This window comes from Nocardia sp. NPDC055321 (assembly GCF_053645575.1).
In genome coordinates, this window is sequence record NZ_JBSHMS010000031.1 from 64,004 (window position 1) to 80,274 (window position 16,271).

Annotated in this window: 16 protein-coding genes; 8 read left to right on the top strand and 8 right to left on the bottom strand. The window is 66.5% G+C overall.

The genetic code is table 11. From position 1 onward, the window contains the following. Positions 1–20: 20 nt before the first annotated feature. The 6 genes from ACWIGI_RS35155 to ACWIGI_RS35180 form a co-directional block, all read right to left on the bottom strand. Complete coding sequence (locus ACWIGI_RS35155; protein WP_454207761.1) at positions 21–1,235, bottom strand: hypothetical protein; 1,215 nt, start codon at positions 1,233–1,235, stop codon at positions 21–23. Positions 1,236–1,356: 121 nt separating this feature from the next. Further along, positions 1,357–2,244 carry a hypothetical protein gene (locus ACWIGI_RS35160; protein WP_454207763.1) on the bottom strand — a complete coding sequence of 296 codons (888 nt, stop codon included), beginning with the start codon at positions 2,242–2,244 and terminating at the stop codon, positions 1,357–1,359. A 96-nt stretch (positions 2,245–2,340) separates the two neighbouring features. Continuing rightward, complete coding sequence (locus tag ACWIGI_RS35165; protein ID WP_454207765.1) at positions 2,341–2,997, bottom strand: TY-Chap domain-containing protein; 657 nt, start codon at positions 2,995–2,997, stop codon at positions 2,341–2,343. Positions 2,998–3,198: 201 nt separating this feature from the next. Beyond that, complete coding sequence (locus ACWIGI_RS35170) at positions 3,199–4,098, bottom strand: aminoglycoside phosphotransferase family protein (protein ID WP_454207767.1); 900 nt, start codon at positions 4,096–4,098, stop codon at positions 3,199–3,201. Positions 4,099–4,268: 170 nt separating this feature from the next. Beyond that, the gene (locus ACWIGI_RS35175; RefSeq protein WP_454207769.1) at positions 4,269–4,613 is read right to left on the bottom strand and encodes an HIT family protein; all 345 of its coding nucleotides are present in this window, start codon (positions 4,611–4,613) and stop codon (positions 4,269–4,271) included. A gap of 315 nt (positions 4,614–4,928) precedes the next feature. Then, complete coding sequence (locus tag ACWIGI_RS35180) at positions 4,929–6,347, bottom strand: HAMP domain-containing sensor histidine kinase (RefSeq protein WP_454207771.1); 1,419 nt, start codon at positions 6,345–6,347, stop codon at positions 4,929–4,931. 242 nt (positions 6,348–6,589) lie between these two features. Here ACWIGI_RS35180 and ACWIGI_RS35185 point away from each other — a divergent pair, with 242 nt between their 5' ends. Next, on the top strand, positions 6,590–8,332 hold the full coding sequence (locus ACWIGI_RS35185) for a hypothetical protein (RefSeq protein ID WP_454207773.1): 1,743 nt from the start codon (positions 6,590–6,592) through the stop codon (positions 8,330–8,332). Between the two features lie 184 nt (positions 8,333–8,516). On the opposite strand, the gene ACWIGI_RS35190 is transcribed toward ACWIGI_RS35185, so the two are convergent. After that, positions 8,517–9,620, bottom strand: a complete 1,104-nt coding sequence (locus ACWIGI_RS35190) for a trans-sulfuration enzyme family protein (protein WP_454207775.1) — start codon at positions 9,618–9,620, stop codon at positions 8,517–8,519. A 141-nt stretch (positions 9,621–9,761) separates the two neighbouring features. Continuing rightward, positions 9,762–10,076: a hypothetical protein gene (locus ACWIGI_RS35195; RefSeq protein WP_454207777.1), complete on the bottom strand. Its 315-nt coding sequence runs from the start codon at positions 10,074–10,076 to the stop codon at positions 9,762–9,764. Between the two features lie 241 nt (positions 10,077–10,317). Between ACWIGI_RS35195 and ACWIGI_RS35200 the strand changes: the two genes are divergently transcribed. The 7 genes from ACWIGI_RS35200 (at position 10,318) to ACWIGI_RS35230 (ending at position 16,044) form a co-directional block, all read left to right on the top strand. Beyond that, positions 10,318–10,905 (top strand): DUF4291 domain-containing protein, encoded by a 588-nt coding sequence (locus ACWIGI_RS35200; protein WP_454207778.1) that lies wholly within the window; start codon positions 10,318–10,320, stop codon positions 10,903–10,905. Positions 10,906–11,143: 238 nt separating this feature from the next. Then, entirely contained in the window at positions 11,144–12,184 is a 1,041-nt protein-coding gene (locus ACWIGI_RS35205; protein WP_454207779.1) for an NAD(P)-dependent alcohol dehydrogenase, read from the top strand. A 29-nt stretch (positions 12,185–12,213) separates the two neighbouring features. Then, positions 12,214–12,936 (top strand): SDR family oxidoreductase, encoded by a 723-nt coding sequence (locus ACWIGI_RS35210; RefSeq protein ID WP_454207781.1) that lies wholly within the window; start codon positions 12,214–12,216, stop codon positions 12,934–12,936. A 122-nt stretch (positions 12,937–13,058) separates the two neighbouring features. Then, positions 13,059–13,460: a hypothetical protein gene (locus ACWIGI_RS35215; protein WP_454207783.1), complete on the top strand. Its 402-nt coding sequence runs from the start codon at positions 13,059–13,061 to the stop codon at positions 13,458–13,460. Positions 13,461–13,533: 73 nt separating this feature from the next. Next, positions 13,534–13,932, top strand: a complete 399-nt coding sequence (locus ACWIGI_RS35220; protein ID WP_454207784.1) for a hypothetical protein — start codon at positions 13,534–13,536, stop codon at positions 13,930–13,932. Between the two features lie 99 nt (positions 13,933–14,031). Next, positions 14,032–14,658, top strand: coding sequence for a sensor domain-containing protein (locus tag ACWIGI_RS35225; RefSeq protein WP_454207785.1), 627 nt, complete (start codon positions 14,032–14,034; stop codon positions 14,656–14,658). 339 nt (positions 14,659–14,997) lie between these two features. Beyond that, the gene (locus tag ACWIGI_RS35230) at positions 14,998–16,044 is read left to right on the top strand and encodes an amidohydrolase family protein (protein ID WP_454207787.1); all 1,047 of its coding nucleotides are present in this window, start codon (positions 14,998–15,000) and stop codon (positions 16,042–16,044) included. The last annotated feature ends 227 nt before the right edge of the window (positions 16,045–16,271 follow it).

Genomic DNA, 16,271 nt, shown 5'->3' on the forward strand with positions numbered 1-16,271 from the left:
CACCCTGGCGTTTTCCGTTGTCAGGACTGGTATTTGGTGCTGGAGACGCAACAGTCGTCGCACCAGAAACAGTAGAGTGTGCCGTCGAACGGCAGGTAGCCGAAGGGTGTGAGGTTGCCTCCGATCGAGGCGAGGAAGGGCATGTAGTCGCCGCATTCGGGGCAGCGTGGGTGCCGGTCCACGGTGATCCAGTGGGGGAGGCCGCCGACCTGGTGTTGACTGCTCTCGTCGGTTGATTCGTCGCTGATGCCGATTTGGTTGGGATGGTGTTCCAGCACGAGTGAACGTTCCCCGCCGGGCACCATTCCGGTGCTGCCGGAGCTGGGCGCGGACGGGCCGAAGTAGACGTGTGTGCCTTCGGGTGTGATGCGCAGGGTTGTCGAATACATGGCGTCGCAGTCGCAGGCGTACCAGAAGAATGACGGGTCGTTCTTCATCGGGAACGGGAGCGAGTGTGCGGCGAGTCGAAGTATGCGTTCGGCCGGTGCGTGACACCCGAAGCAGATCGGGACTTCGCCGTGGAACCGACCACCGACCGTGTGGGGGCTTTGCTGTTTGTCCGCGATGAAACCCATGGAGGCGGGCCAGAATCCGGAGGGTTTACCGGAGTCCGGCAGTGTGCCTGCCAGTTCCATGAACGTCTCCCAGTCCCCGAACCCTTCGGCTGGGCCGAGGGCACTGCGCACCAGTGCGCGCGCATGGTCGGTGCGGATCAGCGCGAGAGCTTCCAACCGTGAGAAATCGTTGGTCTGGTACCAGACCTCGAGGAAGGCGTCGGCCAGCTCGTCCGGCGCACCGGACAACAGCGCACGAAGTAGGTGGGGATTTAGGCGACGGGCGTGCGGACGCACGAGCTGCGGGTGGTAGAGGCCGATGCAGTAGACGACAGCATCGTCCGGTGATTCGCTGAGTTCGGTGGCCGTCAGATAGTCGGTGATGAAGGCGTTGAGGAGATCCTCGGGGAGCCAGGGAACGAGCCACGACGCCTCCGGCGCCAAGGCCGGCGAATGTCGTAGGTGTACAGCGGCGCGGGTCTTCTCCGCCGCCATTCCAGGGATCAAGGCGAGGTACTGGGCCACATAACTGGCCCCGTCTTCATTCTCGGTTTCGGCAAGATAGCGCACCGCGGCGTCGGCCCCGAGTCGTGGCTGCACAGAGAGCAGGTCGAAGATGCGCTGACGCTTGACGCGGCCGGGTAGAGAATCCGCAGCAAGTACGGATTCGATGTCCTTCATCTCACTCCTACCAGTTTCGGGTACCAGGATCCCGCCGGACCCATTGCTGCCGCACCACCCCACCATGCACGCTGATATCGATGGAGCCGTCCGCATTTCAGGACTTCGACTCGGTCGACAGTCAGTTGATCGTGCCCATCGACGGGATGTAGATATCGGTGGCTTCGACGAATGCCGATCCCGTCAGCTCTGTCAGCGCCAAGGCTTCATCGAGTTTGCGAACGTAGAAGCGGTCGTTCCACTTGTCGGCTTCGATGGTAAGCGTTGAAGCATTGTCGGACAGCCACTCTCGCAAGCCTCGGACTTCACCCGGGGGTGAATATCCGCCGATCTCGTAGTTTGTGTTGATCGTCCAGTCGGATGTCCAATCGAGGCCCGGGAATTCCGTAGGTAGCGAACCGAAAACGGGTGCGTTGTCCGACAGCGGAGCGTCAAATTCGGTCGGCCAGACCCGTCCTCGCGTGATCCAGCCGGGGAGCAACGCGGCCAGGAACTCGACTGCGTGGAACTGGCCGCATTTGTTGAGCGCGTCTGCGGCTGAGATCGCATTGCCGCTCCGGTCTCGGATCATCGACCGGCCCGCACGGATGGTCTGCGCGGCCTCGCGAAGTGCGTCGAGTTTCAGAACAAGGCCGAAAGCTATCCGCCCATCGCTGGGTAGATTGCCAGTCATATCTGGCTCAATGTGGTTGAGCAGGTGGGGGTCCAGCTGAGCGATCTGGCTGCGCGCCAGGTCGTCGACTTCTTCGGGGGTGCACTTGGTGTATCGCACAACGGTTTCGGCGACGGCCTCGGGCGTATCCGCGGTGACGAAGAACGGTCGCCCCCAGAGGTAGAGCGCGGGATCGAGATCCAGTCGCGCGTGCAAGTTGTAGAGACCCAAACCCCATGCATTGGCACGGAATCGGACTCTGGCCTGCCGCACCGCGTCGAGAACCAGATCATCCAAGCCGTCGTCCTCGCCGTGGCCGGCCAAGAACGGGATGACCCGTTGCTCGAGCAGTGCCATATCGACAGGATGAAAACTGACGTCGTAACCCATATTAAACCCCAGAATGCGGCGTTCGACTCGAACGCACCGTACAAGACTCGCTACACATAGTGGTCAATCGTCGAAAGTGACCATCCGTACACCGCCCTCGACCACCGTCTCGGTCCAGCCCAGACGCCTATGCCGTGGCCGCTTGCTTTGCTCCAGCGCGGCCCATCCCGCCATTGTCAATCGTCGCAACTGCGTCGGCGTGGCGGTCCGAAGCTGTTCAGCCGAATATCCGTCCGGCCGTGCGAGCAGCCACCGCCCTCGAATCTCGTCCGTGCTGTCTGTATCGAAAAAGGGTGTTCTAACATCCAATTCGAATGGAAGTGGCAACTCCAGCACGTTCCGTAGCGCGGTGACAACAAGCGCGGCAACGTGTTCGTACTCCTCGAACTCCGCAGGCGCATGAATCTCACGGGCCCAGTTGCCCGAGGCGCCACGAATCTCAGGCTGCGGCGACGCCCATCCCTGAGCAGCCAAGGCCGCCTCACCATCGCGTGAGATTCTCTGTTCCCCCAGCATTTCGTTCGAGGAGACCTCGCACTCCACGCCGTCGTCCGCACGGTGGAACTGGACGTATCCAATCGGTGTCGACAGGATCATGGCTTCGCGGTAGGGCAGCGTGTACAACGACCACGCCAATGCCGCCGAATACCACTCCCACACCTCATCTGCAGCAGAGAGCGAACCCAACTCCCCGAATTCCGCAGCGATGTCCAACCCCACGTCAACCCCTCGATCTCGATCAGCGCACACGACCGTACCCGATACGGGGGACAACTCCCGGCCCTTGCCTTCCGTTGTGTCTGGATGGCGTTGGACGCCAACACAATTCGAAGATCGACGATGAACAGGTGGCCACCGCCTTCACGCCAACACGATGCGATCCGCCTGCTCGCTGTCACGAGAGTGCTTAGTTCGGCAGGATCACGATCCCTCGAGCACACGATCGAGCGCTGCGTGGCCAGCGGGACCCCAGTGCGTCTTGCCGCCGGGGAGGCCGCGATCTCCGTTCTGCCCCATGAGCATCAGGAACAGGCTCTTCATCGCGGCCAATCCGCGTGCGCGTCGGATCGTGGCGTCGTCGGCGTGCGCGTACGTGCGGAAGAATCGTTCAGCGAAGCCTGCGGGCAGCAGCACCCATGCGGCGGCGAGGTCCCACGCCGGGTCGCCGGCGAACATGTCACCGAAGTCGATGATGCCCGACAGCGTTCCGTCCGAGACCACGACGTTCGCGGGGTGTAGATCGCCGTGTACCCATAGCGGTGGGCCGGCCCACGCGGGCGCGGCGACCGCTTCGGACCAGACTCTCCGGAGGCTGTGGGCGGCGACCAGGTCGGGAGCGACGGCCCGGACGAGGTTCTCGAAGCTGTCGGTGCAGTCTCGGGGGTGGCCCCTACGGTCTCTCCCCGCAGGCGCATCGGGGGCTGCCGGTACATGCAGTGCCTGCAGGAAGCGAGCGAGGGTGTCGGCCGTGTGGGTGCCGCGGCTGATCGTGGTGTGGTCCAGCGGCCGGCCGGGGACCCAGGTCATCACGGTCCAGTGCTTGGGGAAGCGTGCGCACGGTTCGCCGAACCGCACTGGGATCGGTACCGGCAGTGGCAATCTCGGAGCCAGTACGGGTAGCCACCGTCTTTCCTCCAGTTGCCGGTCGGGGGTGAGGTCCATGCGCTGCATGCGTACGGCCAACTCGTCTCCGAGGCGCCACATCTGATTGCCCCAGCCACCGGGCACCTCGCGGATGGCCAGGTCCGCGAGATCGGGATGCTGTTCCCGTAGCAAATCGCGGACGAGGTTCGCGGTGATCTCGAGCTCGGTGGCGCTCATGCGAACCCACGGTACCGAGAACCACACCGCGACCGGAGGCTCTGGTATCCAGGCAAGGTGAGGGAAGTGCGCGTGGTGGCGCGTTGCACGTCAGCGGTTCAGCGCTGCGGATTCTGTCAGCGAGCCATCTGTCGTCGAGTGCGTTGACGCTTTCGAGCTTTCAGCCATGATCAGTCCCGCCCGACGAACCGTGCAACGCCCTTGCCAGCCGCGACGTGTACGTGGAGATGGCGATTGTGTTGCTCGTCGCCGAGCGTGGTCAGTACCTGACAGCCGCCGTGCTCGGCGGCAACTCCGGCCGCGACTTCTTGCACGACCGCCAAGAGGTGCGCACCGAGTCCTGGTTCGAGCTCCAGGAGGGAGCGAACATGGTCTTTGGGCACCACGATGACATGCTCGGTACCGAACCCCGGCATCGGCGGGCGGAAGGCGAGGGCGTGTTCGGTCTCGACCAAGACTTCGACGTCGATCAAGCGTGGGATTACCTCGGAGCAGTACCAATCCGGTTCGATCACACCACGACTCTACGGAGTTCGATCAGTGCTCAATGAGGCTGTGCTGCAAAGGCTCTGGCTCCATCAGTCGCTCCGTATGCGACCTGCCGGATGCCGGAATTGGGTGGAGGATGCGTCCTGATCTGCAGTATCTCTGTGGTGTGGACAGTGAGCACGAGGTGACTGAGAGGATCGGGCGAATCTTCGATCGGGGGTAGTCGCGGGGTGGCTTCGGTGAGGTCGGCGACTTCGATCAGGCCCATCGGAACGTCCCGGCCACCGGAAAGGGATGTCGTAGTGACAGCGACCATACCGATACGGGCCCGACCGGCAACCTCAGCCGATCTGCTCTCCTGGAAGCACGATCCGGATCAACGTCCCACCCCGCGCCGAACTCTCCACCGCGACCGTCCCCCCGTGCTTGAGGACGATCTGCTTCACGATCGCCAACCCGAGACCGGACCCCGGCATCGAACGCGCGGAGGTCGCGCGGTAGAAGCGCTCGAAGACCAGCTCGCGATCGCCGGGCTCGATCCCCGGCCCGGCATCGTCCACCGTGAACTCCAGCAGCCCACGGCCGTTGGCGACCATGGCGATCCGCACCTGAGACCCGGCGGGACTCCACTTGGCCGCATTGTCCATCACGTTCAGCAGCGCCCGTTCGAGGCCGGCTTGGTCGCCGTAGACGCACCACGGTCGTAGCTCCGCGTCGAACTCGACCTCGCCCCGCCGCCGGCGCACGCGCTCGAGCGCCCGTTCGGCAGCGACGGCGACATCGACCCGCTCGAACTGTGCGTCAGGTACGTCCTCGCGCGCCAGATCCACCAGATCGCCCACGAGCGTGGACAGTTCCTGGATCTGGGCCATCACGTCGTCCCGCAGCTCGGCCATGTCCTCGTCCGGAATCGACGGTGCGCCGGGACGATCCGAGGCGATCAGGAGCTCGGCGTTGGTTCGCAGCGAGGTCAGCGGCGTCTTGAGTTCGTGGCCGGCGTCGGCCACCAGGCGCCGTTGCCGCTCCCTGGAGTCGCTGAGCGCGCGCAGCATCGTATTGAATCGCTCGGTGAGGGTGGCGAGTTCGTCGTCACCGGACACCGGTATCGGTGCCAGGTCATCGGTTTGCGCGACGCGCTGGATCGCGGAGGTCAGACGCGCCACCGGCCGTAATCCGGTGCGTGCCACAGCAGTTCCCGCCGCGGCCGCCAGCAGGATGCCGCAGCCGCCGACCAGGAACAGCAGCCAGGTGAGCCGGTCGAGCATGTCGCGGGTGGGCTGCAGGCGCTGCTCGATGACGAGTGTGACCCCGGAATTGATGTGCTGGGCCAGCACCCGCCGATCGCCGATCGTGCGCAGCGAGAAGTCGAGCTCGCCGCGCGCCACCGCCATCTCCGGATCGCCCAGCGGCGGCGTGGTGTCGGACCCGATGACCAGCCCGCTCGACCCGCCGCCCGGGTAGATCAGCGTGACGCCGATGTCGTCGGAGAACAGGCTGCCCAGGGTGCGTGCTTCCAGATAGGTCATCCGGTCGACGTTCTTGCTGATCATGAACGTTGCACGGGTGCGGAGTTGGGTGTCGACATCGTCGTAGAGACTGCGCGCGACGAGCGAGTACGCGGCGATGGAGGTAACCGCGACCGCGACCGTGACCACCGAGGCCGCCAGCAGCGTGACCCGCCGGTGCAGGGTGATCGACCCGCCGATCGGCGCCTGCCGCCCGGATTCTCCCGCCGACAGCGGTCCGCGCGCGTCAGTCATGGTCCGGGATCCGGATTCGCGGCGAGAGAAACGATTCGACCCCCCCGACGTCCCATGCCGGTCAGTGTGCCGATCGCTGCTGAGAGAAGTCTGAGAGCACTGGCGGCGAGCGGCTGTCACTCCCGGGCTGCATCGATTTCCGACTGGCGGACCCCGAATCGGGCACCCGCAACAGCTGGCTCGGGGCGCCCGACCGTCCAGCTATGCTCGCCGAGTTGACCGGTCGTTGAAGGGGTGACGTGGTGGGGAATGGTCAGCCGGTGTGGCTGCGTGTGGAATTCGGGCCGGTGGAGACGTCGGCGGCACTGTGCGGGGTCGACGGAACAGTGCGGCCGTTGCGCCTGACCGATGCCGGGACGGCCATGCCGGCGGGGGTCTACCTCTCGTCGACGGCAGGACTCGAAGTGGGGGAGGTGGCCCGCGAACACGGTCTGATCGACCCCTCCCGGTATGCGGCGGAACCGAACTGGTGGATCGAGAGCGGCCGGCCGACGTGCGAGCTGGGCGGGACCACGGTACCGGTGCAGGCCCTGGTGGCGGCGGTGCTGCGCGCGGTGATCGCGCGGGCACAGCCCGAGTGCGGGTGGAATCTGCCCGGAGGGCTCGAGCTCGTCCATCCTCGCGAGTGGTCCGCCCAGCAGACACAGGTGCTCGCCGCGGCCGCGTACGAGGTCGGGTATCCCGCCGATCGGCTCCGGCTGACCGCGAGCGCGTACGAACATGCCAACGCCGCAGTGGGATTCGCGCCGGCGCCTGCCGAGCTGTCGCCGGTTGCCGCGACGGGAGCACCGGCCCGGGGTGGCATCGACTTCTCCAAGCCGAGCCCGCCACCGAACGGTGGCGCCGACCCTCGACTTCCTGTCACGTCCATGGGCCAGGTTGCGCCCCACGGCACATACGACCCGCTGCGGCCGGCGGCACCACGATCGAATCCCGCACCGTCCAGGAACTTCTCACGGTGGCTGCCATGGCTCATTGCCGGGATGGTCGTGTTGGTCGGCGCCGTGCTCACCGGTGTAGGTGTGCTTTCTTCCCGGGATGACCAGACCGGACCCGATTTCGAGAAGATCGCCGTGGGTTACTCCGGCGGCGTCGGGTACCTGGCCGCCGATCCAGCCCGGAACCGCCTGTACGCCTACGACAGCGCCGACCGCACCGTGTCGGTCGTGGACACCGCAACCAGGACGACTATCGCCGCGATACCGGTGGAGAAGTCGCTCCAGGGGATCGCGGCGGACCCGGGGACCGGCACACTCTGGCTGCTCGGCGGCACGGCACAGGGCGGCACCGCGCTGGTCAAGATCGACCCGGAAACGCGCGCGGTGGCAGGATCGGTGGTCGTGCCGTCCGGCGTTCGCGGTTTGACCGTCAACCCGATCACCCACGATGTCTACATAGCCCAAGCGAACGGCGATACCGTCGACCCCGCAACCGGTTCGGTCGTGGTCGCCACGATCGTGGATGCCGCCACCGTCCAGATCAGCGGCCGGATCGTCGCCCGGGGCCACGGTCTGGACGTGACCGCCGACCCCGACACGGGACTGGTCTATCTCAGCGGCACCGGCAACGTCCGGGTCATCGACCCCTACACCAAATCGATAGTGCGCCAGATCGATACATCGGTCTCGAGCGATCGAATCGTCATGGACCCGAAGACGAACGCCGCCTACATGTCCGCGGGAACCAGCGTGGTCGCGCTCGACCTCACCACCGGGACGAGTCAACTCATCGACGTCGGCCACGAGGTGTTCTGGATAGCGATCGACCCCGCCCTGGGCCACGTATACGCCTCGTACTCGGGCGGTGACGGCCCCACCCGCCTGACCGTCATCGACACCGCCTCTCGCAGTGTGAAAGGCACGATCGAGATGCAACGCTCTGCCGAGGGCATCACCGCGGACCCGGTGTCCCACCGGGTGTACGTACGCCCCCTCGATTCGTTCGTGTACCTGGTCGAACCGTGCACGCTGGTGGCGTGCGGCTGAGTCCCGACGCAACCGGGAATGCGGGTCCCGCTCGTCCCGGAAAGAACACCGTCGAAGACGCGGTGCGCGCCATGCGAATTCGGGGTCCGATCGCACAGCACCTCAATGACCTGCCGGGAGCCCGGGTGTACCTGCGCGCATCCGAGTAGGCACACCCGGGACCGGAGTGAACCGGGTCGAGGAGCTACTTCAAGGCCTGCGCCAAGTCGGCCCACAGATCCTCCGGGTGCTCGATGCCGACCGACAGACGGATGAGGTCCACGGGGATGGTCGAGACCTCGATGGGCCAGCGGCGGCGGCGTTCGAGCATCGACTCCACGCCGCCGAGGCTGGTGGCGTGGACCCAGAGCTCGGTGCTTTCGCAGACCAGCTGCGCGTAGGCCGCGTCACCGCCGAGTTCGAAGGCGAGGATCGCGCCGAAGCCGGACATCTGGGTGGCCGCGAGGGCGTGGCCGGGGTCGTCGGGCAGACCGGGATAGCGCACCCGGCTCACGCGCGGGTGCTCGAGCAGGCGTGCCGCCAGGAACGCGGCATTGGACTGGGCCCGCTCCATACGCAGTGCGAGCGTGCGGAGTCCGCGCAACGCCAGCCACGCCTCCATCGGGCCGGGGATCGCGCCCTGGCTTCTCCGCCGCAGTTCCAGCGCCGACCACTTCTCATCGGAGTTCGTGATGACGGCGCCGAGCACCACGTCCGAGTGACCCGCGATGAACTTGGTCACCGCGTGCAGCACGATGTCGGCGCCCATGGACAGCGGCTGCTGCAGCAGTGGCGTGGCGAAGGTGTTGTCCACGACCACCATTGCGCCCGCGGCCCGGCCCGCCGCCGCGAGCGCCGAGAGGTCCGCGACCTCCAACGCCGGGTTGGTCGGCGACTCGAGCCACAGCATGTCCGCCCCGGCCACCGCGGCCGATACGGCCGCGGCGTCGACGATGCTCACCCGGTCGACGGTGAGCCGCCCCGTCGCCGCCTGCTGATCCAGCAGCGCCAGCACTCCGTTGTAGGCGTGCTGCGGCGCGACAACCCGTCCACCGACCGGTACGAGGTCGCAGATCGCGGCGGCGGCCGCCATCCCCGAGGCGAAGCTCAGGCAGCGGCCGCCCTCCAGCGCGCCGAGGGTCTCCTCGAGCGCTGTCCAGGCGTCGTTGCCGAAGCGGCCGTAACCCGTCTCGCCACCCGCGACGTAGGTCGAGCTGAAGACGGGTGACCCACCCATCGGCGCGTCCGGGACCCGAGCGGGCCGGCCGGCGTGCACGACAACGGTGGAGGGATCCAGATCAGGCGTCATGCCTGAACTGTAGGCAGCGGGGTGCCGCAGCCGCTGCACAGGTTCACGATCCGCCGCGGTCATCTCGCGATTCCCGGTTGTCGTGCTGCGGATTCCGTCCGGAACCTAGCGACCTCGCCGTGCGAACACGGCGGGGGAGTCTCAGGCCTGAAGTCCCAGAGCCTCTTTGCACGCGGCGATGAACGGGTCGATCCCGAGCGGCGCGGCTTCCTTCATGCGGGCAGGGTTTCCGGTCTTGGCGAGGTAGGCCGCGCACCCACCGGCCTGCTGGACCTCGGGCCGGACCTCGCTCGCGTTCTCGGCGAGCCAATCCACGTACGCCCCGTACGTCATGGTGATGGCGCCGTTCTCGGCGTTCAGGATCACCGTGTCCGGGTCGTACGACCGCGCCTGGGCACTCCCGGCTCCGGCGACAACGGCGACGGCCGCGAGTGCTCCGGCAATAACCAGCTTCATGAGACAACTTTCCTTCCGGTTCGAACATCGACCGCGAGCGGGCGGCACCCGGGTGAATCCGCTTGCGGCGCAAACGCTAACAGCACGCTGTGACACCGGGATCGCGAGTGCTCGGGCTTACGGCTGCAGACCTCGGTATCGGTGTCTCCCGCATAACCAGCACAAATCGGCTGCGGACCAGATGACGAAACACTATGGTTCGAAACCGATTTCGGCACGGACCGCATCGAACGAGGTATCCATGGCAGTCCACGACATTCGAGCCGACTACGACCAGGAGTCGATAGTCGTCTATCAGGCGTACGCCCCGGCGATCGCGGAACCCGCGGTGCTGGCACAGCGCTTCGTGCCCCCGTTCTCGACCAACCGCATGACATGGATCAAGCCGTCGTTCCTGTGGATGATGGAGCGCAGCGACTGGGGACGCAAGCCGGGCCAGGAACGAGTCCTCGCCGTCCGGATCACCCGCGAAGGCTGGGAAAGCGCTCTGTCGCACGCGGTTCTGAGTAGCTACGTGCCCGGCGTGTATAGGGACCGCGCCGACTGGAAGGCGCAGATCAAGCACGCGATCGTCACCGTGCAGTGGGACCCGGAGCGGACACTCACCGGCGCGAGCTCGGACACCCGGTCGATCCAGGTCGGCCTGAGCCGGCACATCGTCGAGCGGTTCGTCGACGAGTGGGTCACCGAGATCACGGACCTGACCCCGAGGGTGCGCGACATATCGGACCTACGCGCCAGGGGCAGGTACGACTCCGCTGCGGCACTGCTCCCCGAGGAGCGTGTCTATCCGGTCCGGCCTGAGCTCGCACGGCGGCTGCACCGGTGAGCGGGGATGCTCGCGCCGGTGCTGACGACGGCGAGTTCCGCGGCCGAAGGTTGATCCGTTGGCCGAGCGCCCCGGCGAGAACGAGCGGCTCATAGGGCGGCGGGCGATGTCCATCCTCACCCGCTCGGCGCGAAACGCCGCCGGAACCCGCAGGGTATTTGCTGTGAGTTAGCCTGAAGGCCGGCCGCCTGGTCTCCCGCGGTGCGCACCCAACGTCGTCCGACCGGAAGGAAGCGCTATGAAGGCCCTGCAGTACGTACAGATCGGTGCCGAGCCTGAGGTCCGGGAGGTGCCGACGCCCGAGCCGGGGCCGGGGCAGGTGCTGCTGCAGGTGACCGCCGCGGGGGTGTGTCACTCGGACGACTTCGTGATGTCGATGCCGGCGGAGGTGTTCGCGTTCCCGCTTCCGCTGACGCTCGGGCACGAGGGGGCCGGCACGGTCGCGGCGGTGGGCGCGGGCGTGCAGGGTCTCGAGGTCGGCACGAACGCGGTCGTGTACGGGCCGTGGGGGTGTGGGGTGTGCTGGTTCTGCGCGCAGGGGCTGGAGAACTACTGTTCGCGCGCCGCCGAGCTGGGTATCTACCCGCCCGGGCTGGGCGCGCCGGGCGCGATCGCGGAGTACATGATCGTCGACTCGCCGCGGCACCTGGTTCCGATCGGCGACCTCGACCCGGTCGCGACGGTTCCGCTCACCGACGCCGGGCTGACGCCGTACCACGCGATCAAGCGCTCCCTGGGCAAGCTGCGCCCCGGCAGCTGGGCGGTGGTGATCGGCAGCGGCGGACTCGGCCATGTCGCCATCCAGTTGCTGCGGCACCTGTCCTCGGCCCGGGTGATCGCCCTGGACGTCAGCGACGACAAGCTGGCCTTCGCCAGGTCGGTGGGCGCGCACGAAGCCGTGCTCTCGGACGCGAAGGCGGCCGAGAACGTCCGCAAGATCACCGGCGCCGCGGGCGCGAGCCTGGTGCTGGACTTCGTCGGCTACCAGCCGACGGTGGACACCGCGATGGCCGTGGCCGGCATCGATTCCGACGTCACCATCGTCGGGCTCGGTGACGGAAAAGCCGCCGCGCGAGTGGGATTCGGCATCAGCCCGTACGAATCCGCGGTGACTTCGCCGTATTGGGGTTCCCGCAGCGAGTTGATCGAGCTCATCGATCTGGCGCACGAGGGCGTCCTCGAGATAGCGGTCGAGCGCTTCAGTCTGGACGACGCTCCCGAGGCCTACCGCCGCTTGGCCGCGGGCACGTTGCGCGGTCGCGCTGTCATCGTTCCCTGAGCAACCCCGTCGACTACGGAAGGCAGGCGATGGACCGACCACTCGTCGTGATCACCGGTGCGAGCTCCGGAATCGGCGCCGCGACCGCCCGGTTGCTGTCGAGCCGCGGCCACGCCCTGCTGCTGCTGGCCCGGCGCGTGGATCGGCTCGAAGTCCTGGGATTGCCCGACACACTGTGTCTCGGCGTCGATGTGACCGAGCGCGAGGCCGTCGCGGCGGCCGTCGCCGACGGCGAGCGAGCGTTCGGGCCGGTGGACGCGATCGTCAACAACGCCGGGGTCATGCTCCTGGGCGAGCTGGCGACCCAGGCGCCCGCCGAGTGGGACACGATGTTCGACGTCAACGTCAAGGGGCTGCTCAACGGGATTCACGCGGTGCTGCCCGGCATGCTCGAGCGAGGCCGGGGCACGATCGTCAACGTCGGCTCGGTCGCGGGCCGCAAGACCTTCCCCAACCATGTCGCCTACTGCGGCACCAAGTTCGCCGTGCACGCGATGTCGGAGAACCTGCGCGAGGAAGTCGCGGGCAGGGGAGTGCGGGTGGTGACCATCGCGCCCGGCGTGGTCGAGACCGAGCTGCTGTCCCACACCACCGACGAGCAGATCAAGGCCGACTACCAGGAGTGGAAGCGGTCGGCGGGTGGCGCGCTGGCCCCGGAGACGGTGGCCGAGGCGATCCGCTTCGCCTACGAGCAACCGCCCGAGGTCTGTATCCGGGAGATCGTGCTCGCCGGCACCGGCCAGCAGACGTAATCCGGGCCGCTGCTACCTGACACGCTCCGCCCCAGCATGTTCCGCGCCATAGCGACCGTCCGAGAAGACGGCCCGCACCACGGTCGGTACAGTGCGAGGCTCCGGACGTCGATGGATGGTGGGTGGGTGGGGTGGCGGAGATCGAGCGGTGCATGGGACAGGTCATGGAGATCCCGGGCGCGCTGAGTGTGACACTGATTGATGGATCCAGTGGTTTGCTGATCGCCGCGGCGGGCAACCACCCGATGGTCGACGACCACGAGAACGCCGCCATGGCAACCGAAGTCATGCGCGCTGTCGCGGCGAACGCGGCGCTGTCCGCGGCCGAGCACGGCGACCTCGACGAACTGATCGTGTGCCGTGCCGGGAGCTACCACCTGCTGGTCCCGGTCCGCGCCGACTATCCGGCGCGACTATTCGTGCACGCGATGTTCGATGACACGGTCGGCAATCTCGCGTTCTCCCGGTTTCGAGTTCGGACGATTCTGGCGGAGTTCGACGGTTCGGTGGCACCTGATGAATGACTCGCCGAGCCGGCATGCACTCGCTGCCGGTCGTGGCCACGCCGAGGTCGCCGGTCGCTCGTAGGAGGTGGTGATGGCATCGGAAGATGTGGTGCCCGATCAGGTTCGGGAGATCTTTCTCGCTACCTTGTCCCGGGCGACGAGCCACATCTCCGCGTTCCCTGATCCGCTGCGACTGGCGGTCCCGATCGGGTTGGTCGCACCGGAGGGCTCGTCACGCGAACGGATTTGCGTGCGTGCCGAGTACGACGAGACCGGCTACTTCCTCGACTTCTACCAGGAAGGCAACGACGGGGAAACTGCCTCGCACTGTCGGATTCGCGAGGACGGGTCGGTCACGCGTCTGGAGAACCTCATCCTGGTGCACCGGCACATCGACGATCCCGAGCAGGCGAGACAGGAGCGCGAGCGCCGCGGCGAGCACAACCGGAGGGTCATAGAGATCCTGCGCGCCAAGGGTTTGTACATGTGAGCCGAGCGCGAACCGCCGGTTCGTCCCTCCCCGGTGGTAGACCGATCCCATACCGGAGTTGGATGGGGCGTTGCGCGGTGCGCTCCTAGCGTTGGCCGCATGACGATCCTCCGCCGCCTGGCGCTCGACTTCGCGTACACGTTCGTGGGATTTCCCCTGGCGCTGGTCAGTTTCAGCCTCCTCGTGACACTGTTCGCGGCGAGCCTCGGCACAGCGGTGATCTTCGTCGGCATTCCGCTGCTAGCGCTGACGCTGCTGATCGCGCGCGGATTCGCCGACATCGAGCGCGTCCGCCTCCAGCAACTGACCGACACCGCGATTCTTCGTCCCCGGTACGCCGAGGCGCCGGAGGGTGCGGGCTGGTTCCGCCGGATCACCACCCCGATCCGGCAGGGGCAGAGCTGGCTGGACCTGCTGTACGCGATCGTCAACCTGCCGATCGCGATCATCACGTTCGTGCTGCCGATCGTGTGGTGGGCACTGACGCTGGGCGGACTGACGTACTGGCTCTGGGGCAGGTTCCTTCCCCTGGACGACAATCGCGACATCGTCGTCGAGACGATCATGGGCGCCGACACCGCCCACAACCGGACCGTCTTCAACACGATCATCGGTGTCGTCGCCCTGCTCACCGTGTATCCCGTCCAACGCGGCAGCGCCGCCCTGCAGGCCGGCGTCGCCCAGACCCTGCTGTCCCGGCTCGCCGTCGTGCGCGGTCGCGCCTAGGCCCGACCCCGGGGCGGTTGCAGCAATTTTGCTGATGGTGCTGCAGCGAGGGAGGAATCACCGTTTCGATCACCACCTCGAACCCGTCGCCCACCGTCATGCCCGTGGCGTTCATCGGCCACGGCAGCCCACGGACCGTAACCGTACGTCGAAGCCTGGCGGGGTGTTCGTCCGGTCCGTCTCACGTCTGCGCGCGATCCTGGTGATATCCGCGCACTGTTGCACCAGCGCCATCGACGACAAGCACGTTCTTGATAATAGTCTCAATAATGAGGATAATGTCGATAGTCGGTGGTGCTCGGATCACGCGACGAGGACTCGATGGAGAGGACATTCGGCATGTCGCGGAATCGAATCGATGTGCACCAGCACATGATCCCCCCGGTGTACGCGCGAGCACTCCGTGAGCACGGCGTCGCCTCCGCCGGTGGACGTGACCTGCCCGAGTGGACACCACACGGAGCCCTCGACCTCATGGCCGGCGCCGGGATCGCGTCGGCGATCCTGTCGGTCTCTACCCCCGGCACCACATTCCTGACCGACCGCTCGAAGGCCGCGAAACTGGCACAGGCGATCAACGACTACGCCGCGGAACTGGCATCCGAACGGCCTGGAACCTTCGGGTTCTTCGCAACCCTGCCGCTGCCGGATGTTCCCGCCGCGGCGAGCGAGGCCGTGCGAGCGTTGGATGAACTGGGTGCCGACGGGGTGGTTCTGCTGGGCAACTCGAGCGGCACGTACCTGGGCGAGGATGGGCAGGACGAGCTGTTCCGGGTTCTCGACGACCGCGCTGCCGTAGTGTTTGTACACCCTGCGGACCTCCCCGGCCCCACTGTGCCGGGTGTGCTGCCATTCGCCGCGGACTTCCTCCTCGATACCAGCCGAGCGGCGTACCTGTTGGTGCGCAACGGTATTCGCCAGAAATTCCCGAATATTCGGTTCATTCTCAGTCACGGCGGCGGCTTCGTCCCATATGCATCACATCGCATGGCGCTGAGCATCTTCACCCAGACCGGCCGCAGTCCGATCGAGGTCCTCGACGAACTAGCGAACTTCTACTTCGACACCGCGCTGACCTCGAGTTCAGCCGCGCTACCGACTTTGCTCGGGTTCGCCGCGCCTGGGCACGTGCTGTACGGCAGCGACTGGCCGTTCGCACCGGAACCCGCTGTGCACTATTTCCAGGCCGGCCTCACCGAGTTTCCAGGAGCGGACCTGGCGACCCGGGCGGCGATCGAGCGCTCGAACGCCGCAGTGCTGTTCCCTCGTTTCGGTGGGCAGGGCGCACCAATGTCGGTACCCGAGCCATCTCTGCGCAGGCGAGTACGCCGCGAAATGCGGGCACGCGTATTCCGGGCAGTGGCGCGGGCGGCCGACCGTCGCTGACACAGGCCCGACCCCGACCTTTCACGCCCGAGCCCTCCCTGTGGGCGCGACACCACCTGATCGAACAGCGCCGCCGCCCGGATCGCCCTTGTGCGCGGCGAACAGCCAGCAGCCAGATCGATGCCCCACGAGCCGACATCGACCGCCAATTTTGATGAAATGATCGTATTGGATTGAACCATCCATGATGATGAAAAGTAACATGGGTGATCAATCGCTGGTGGTAG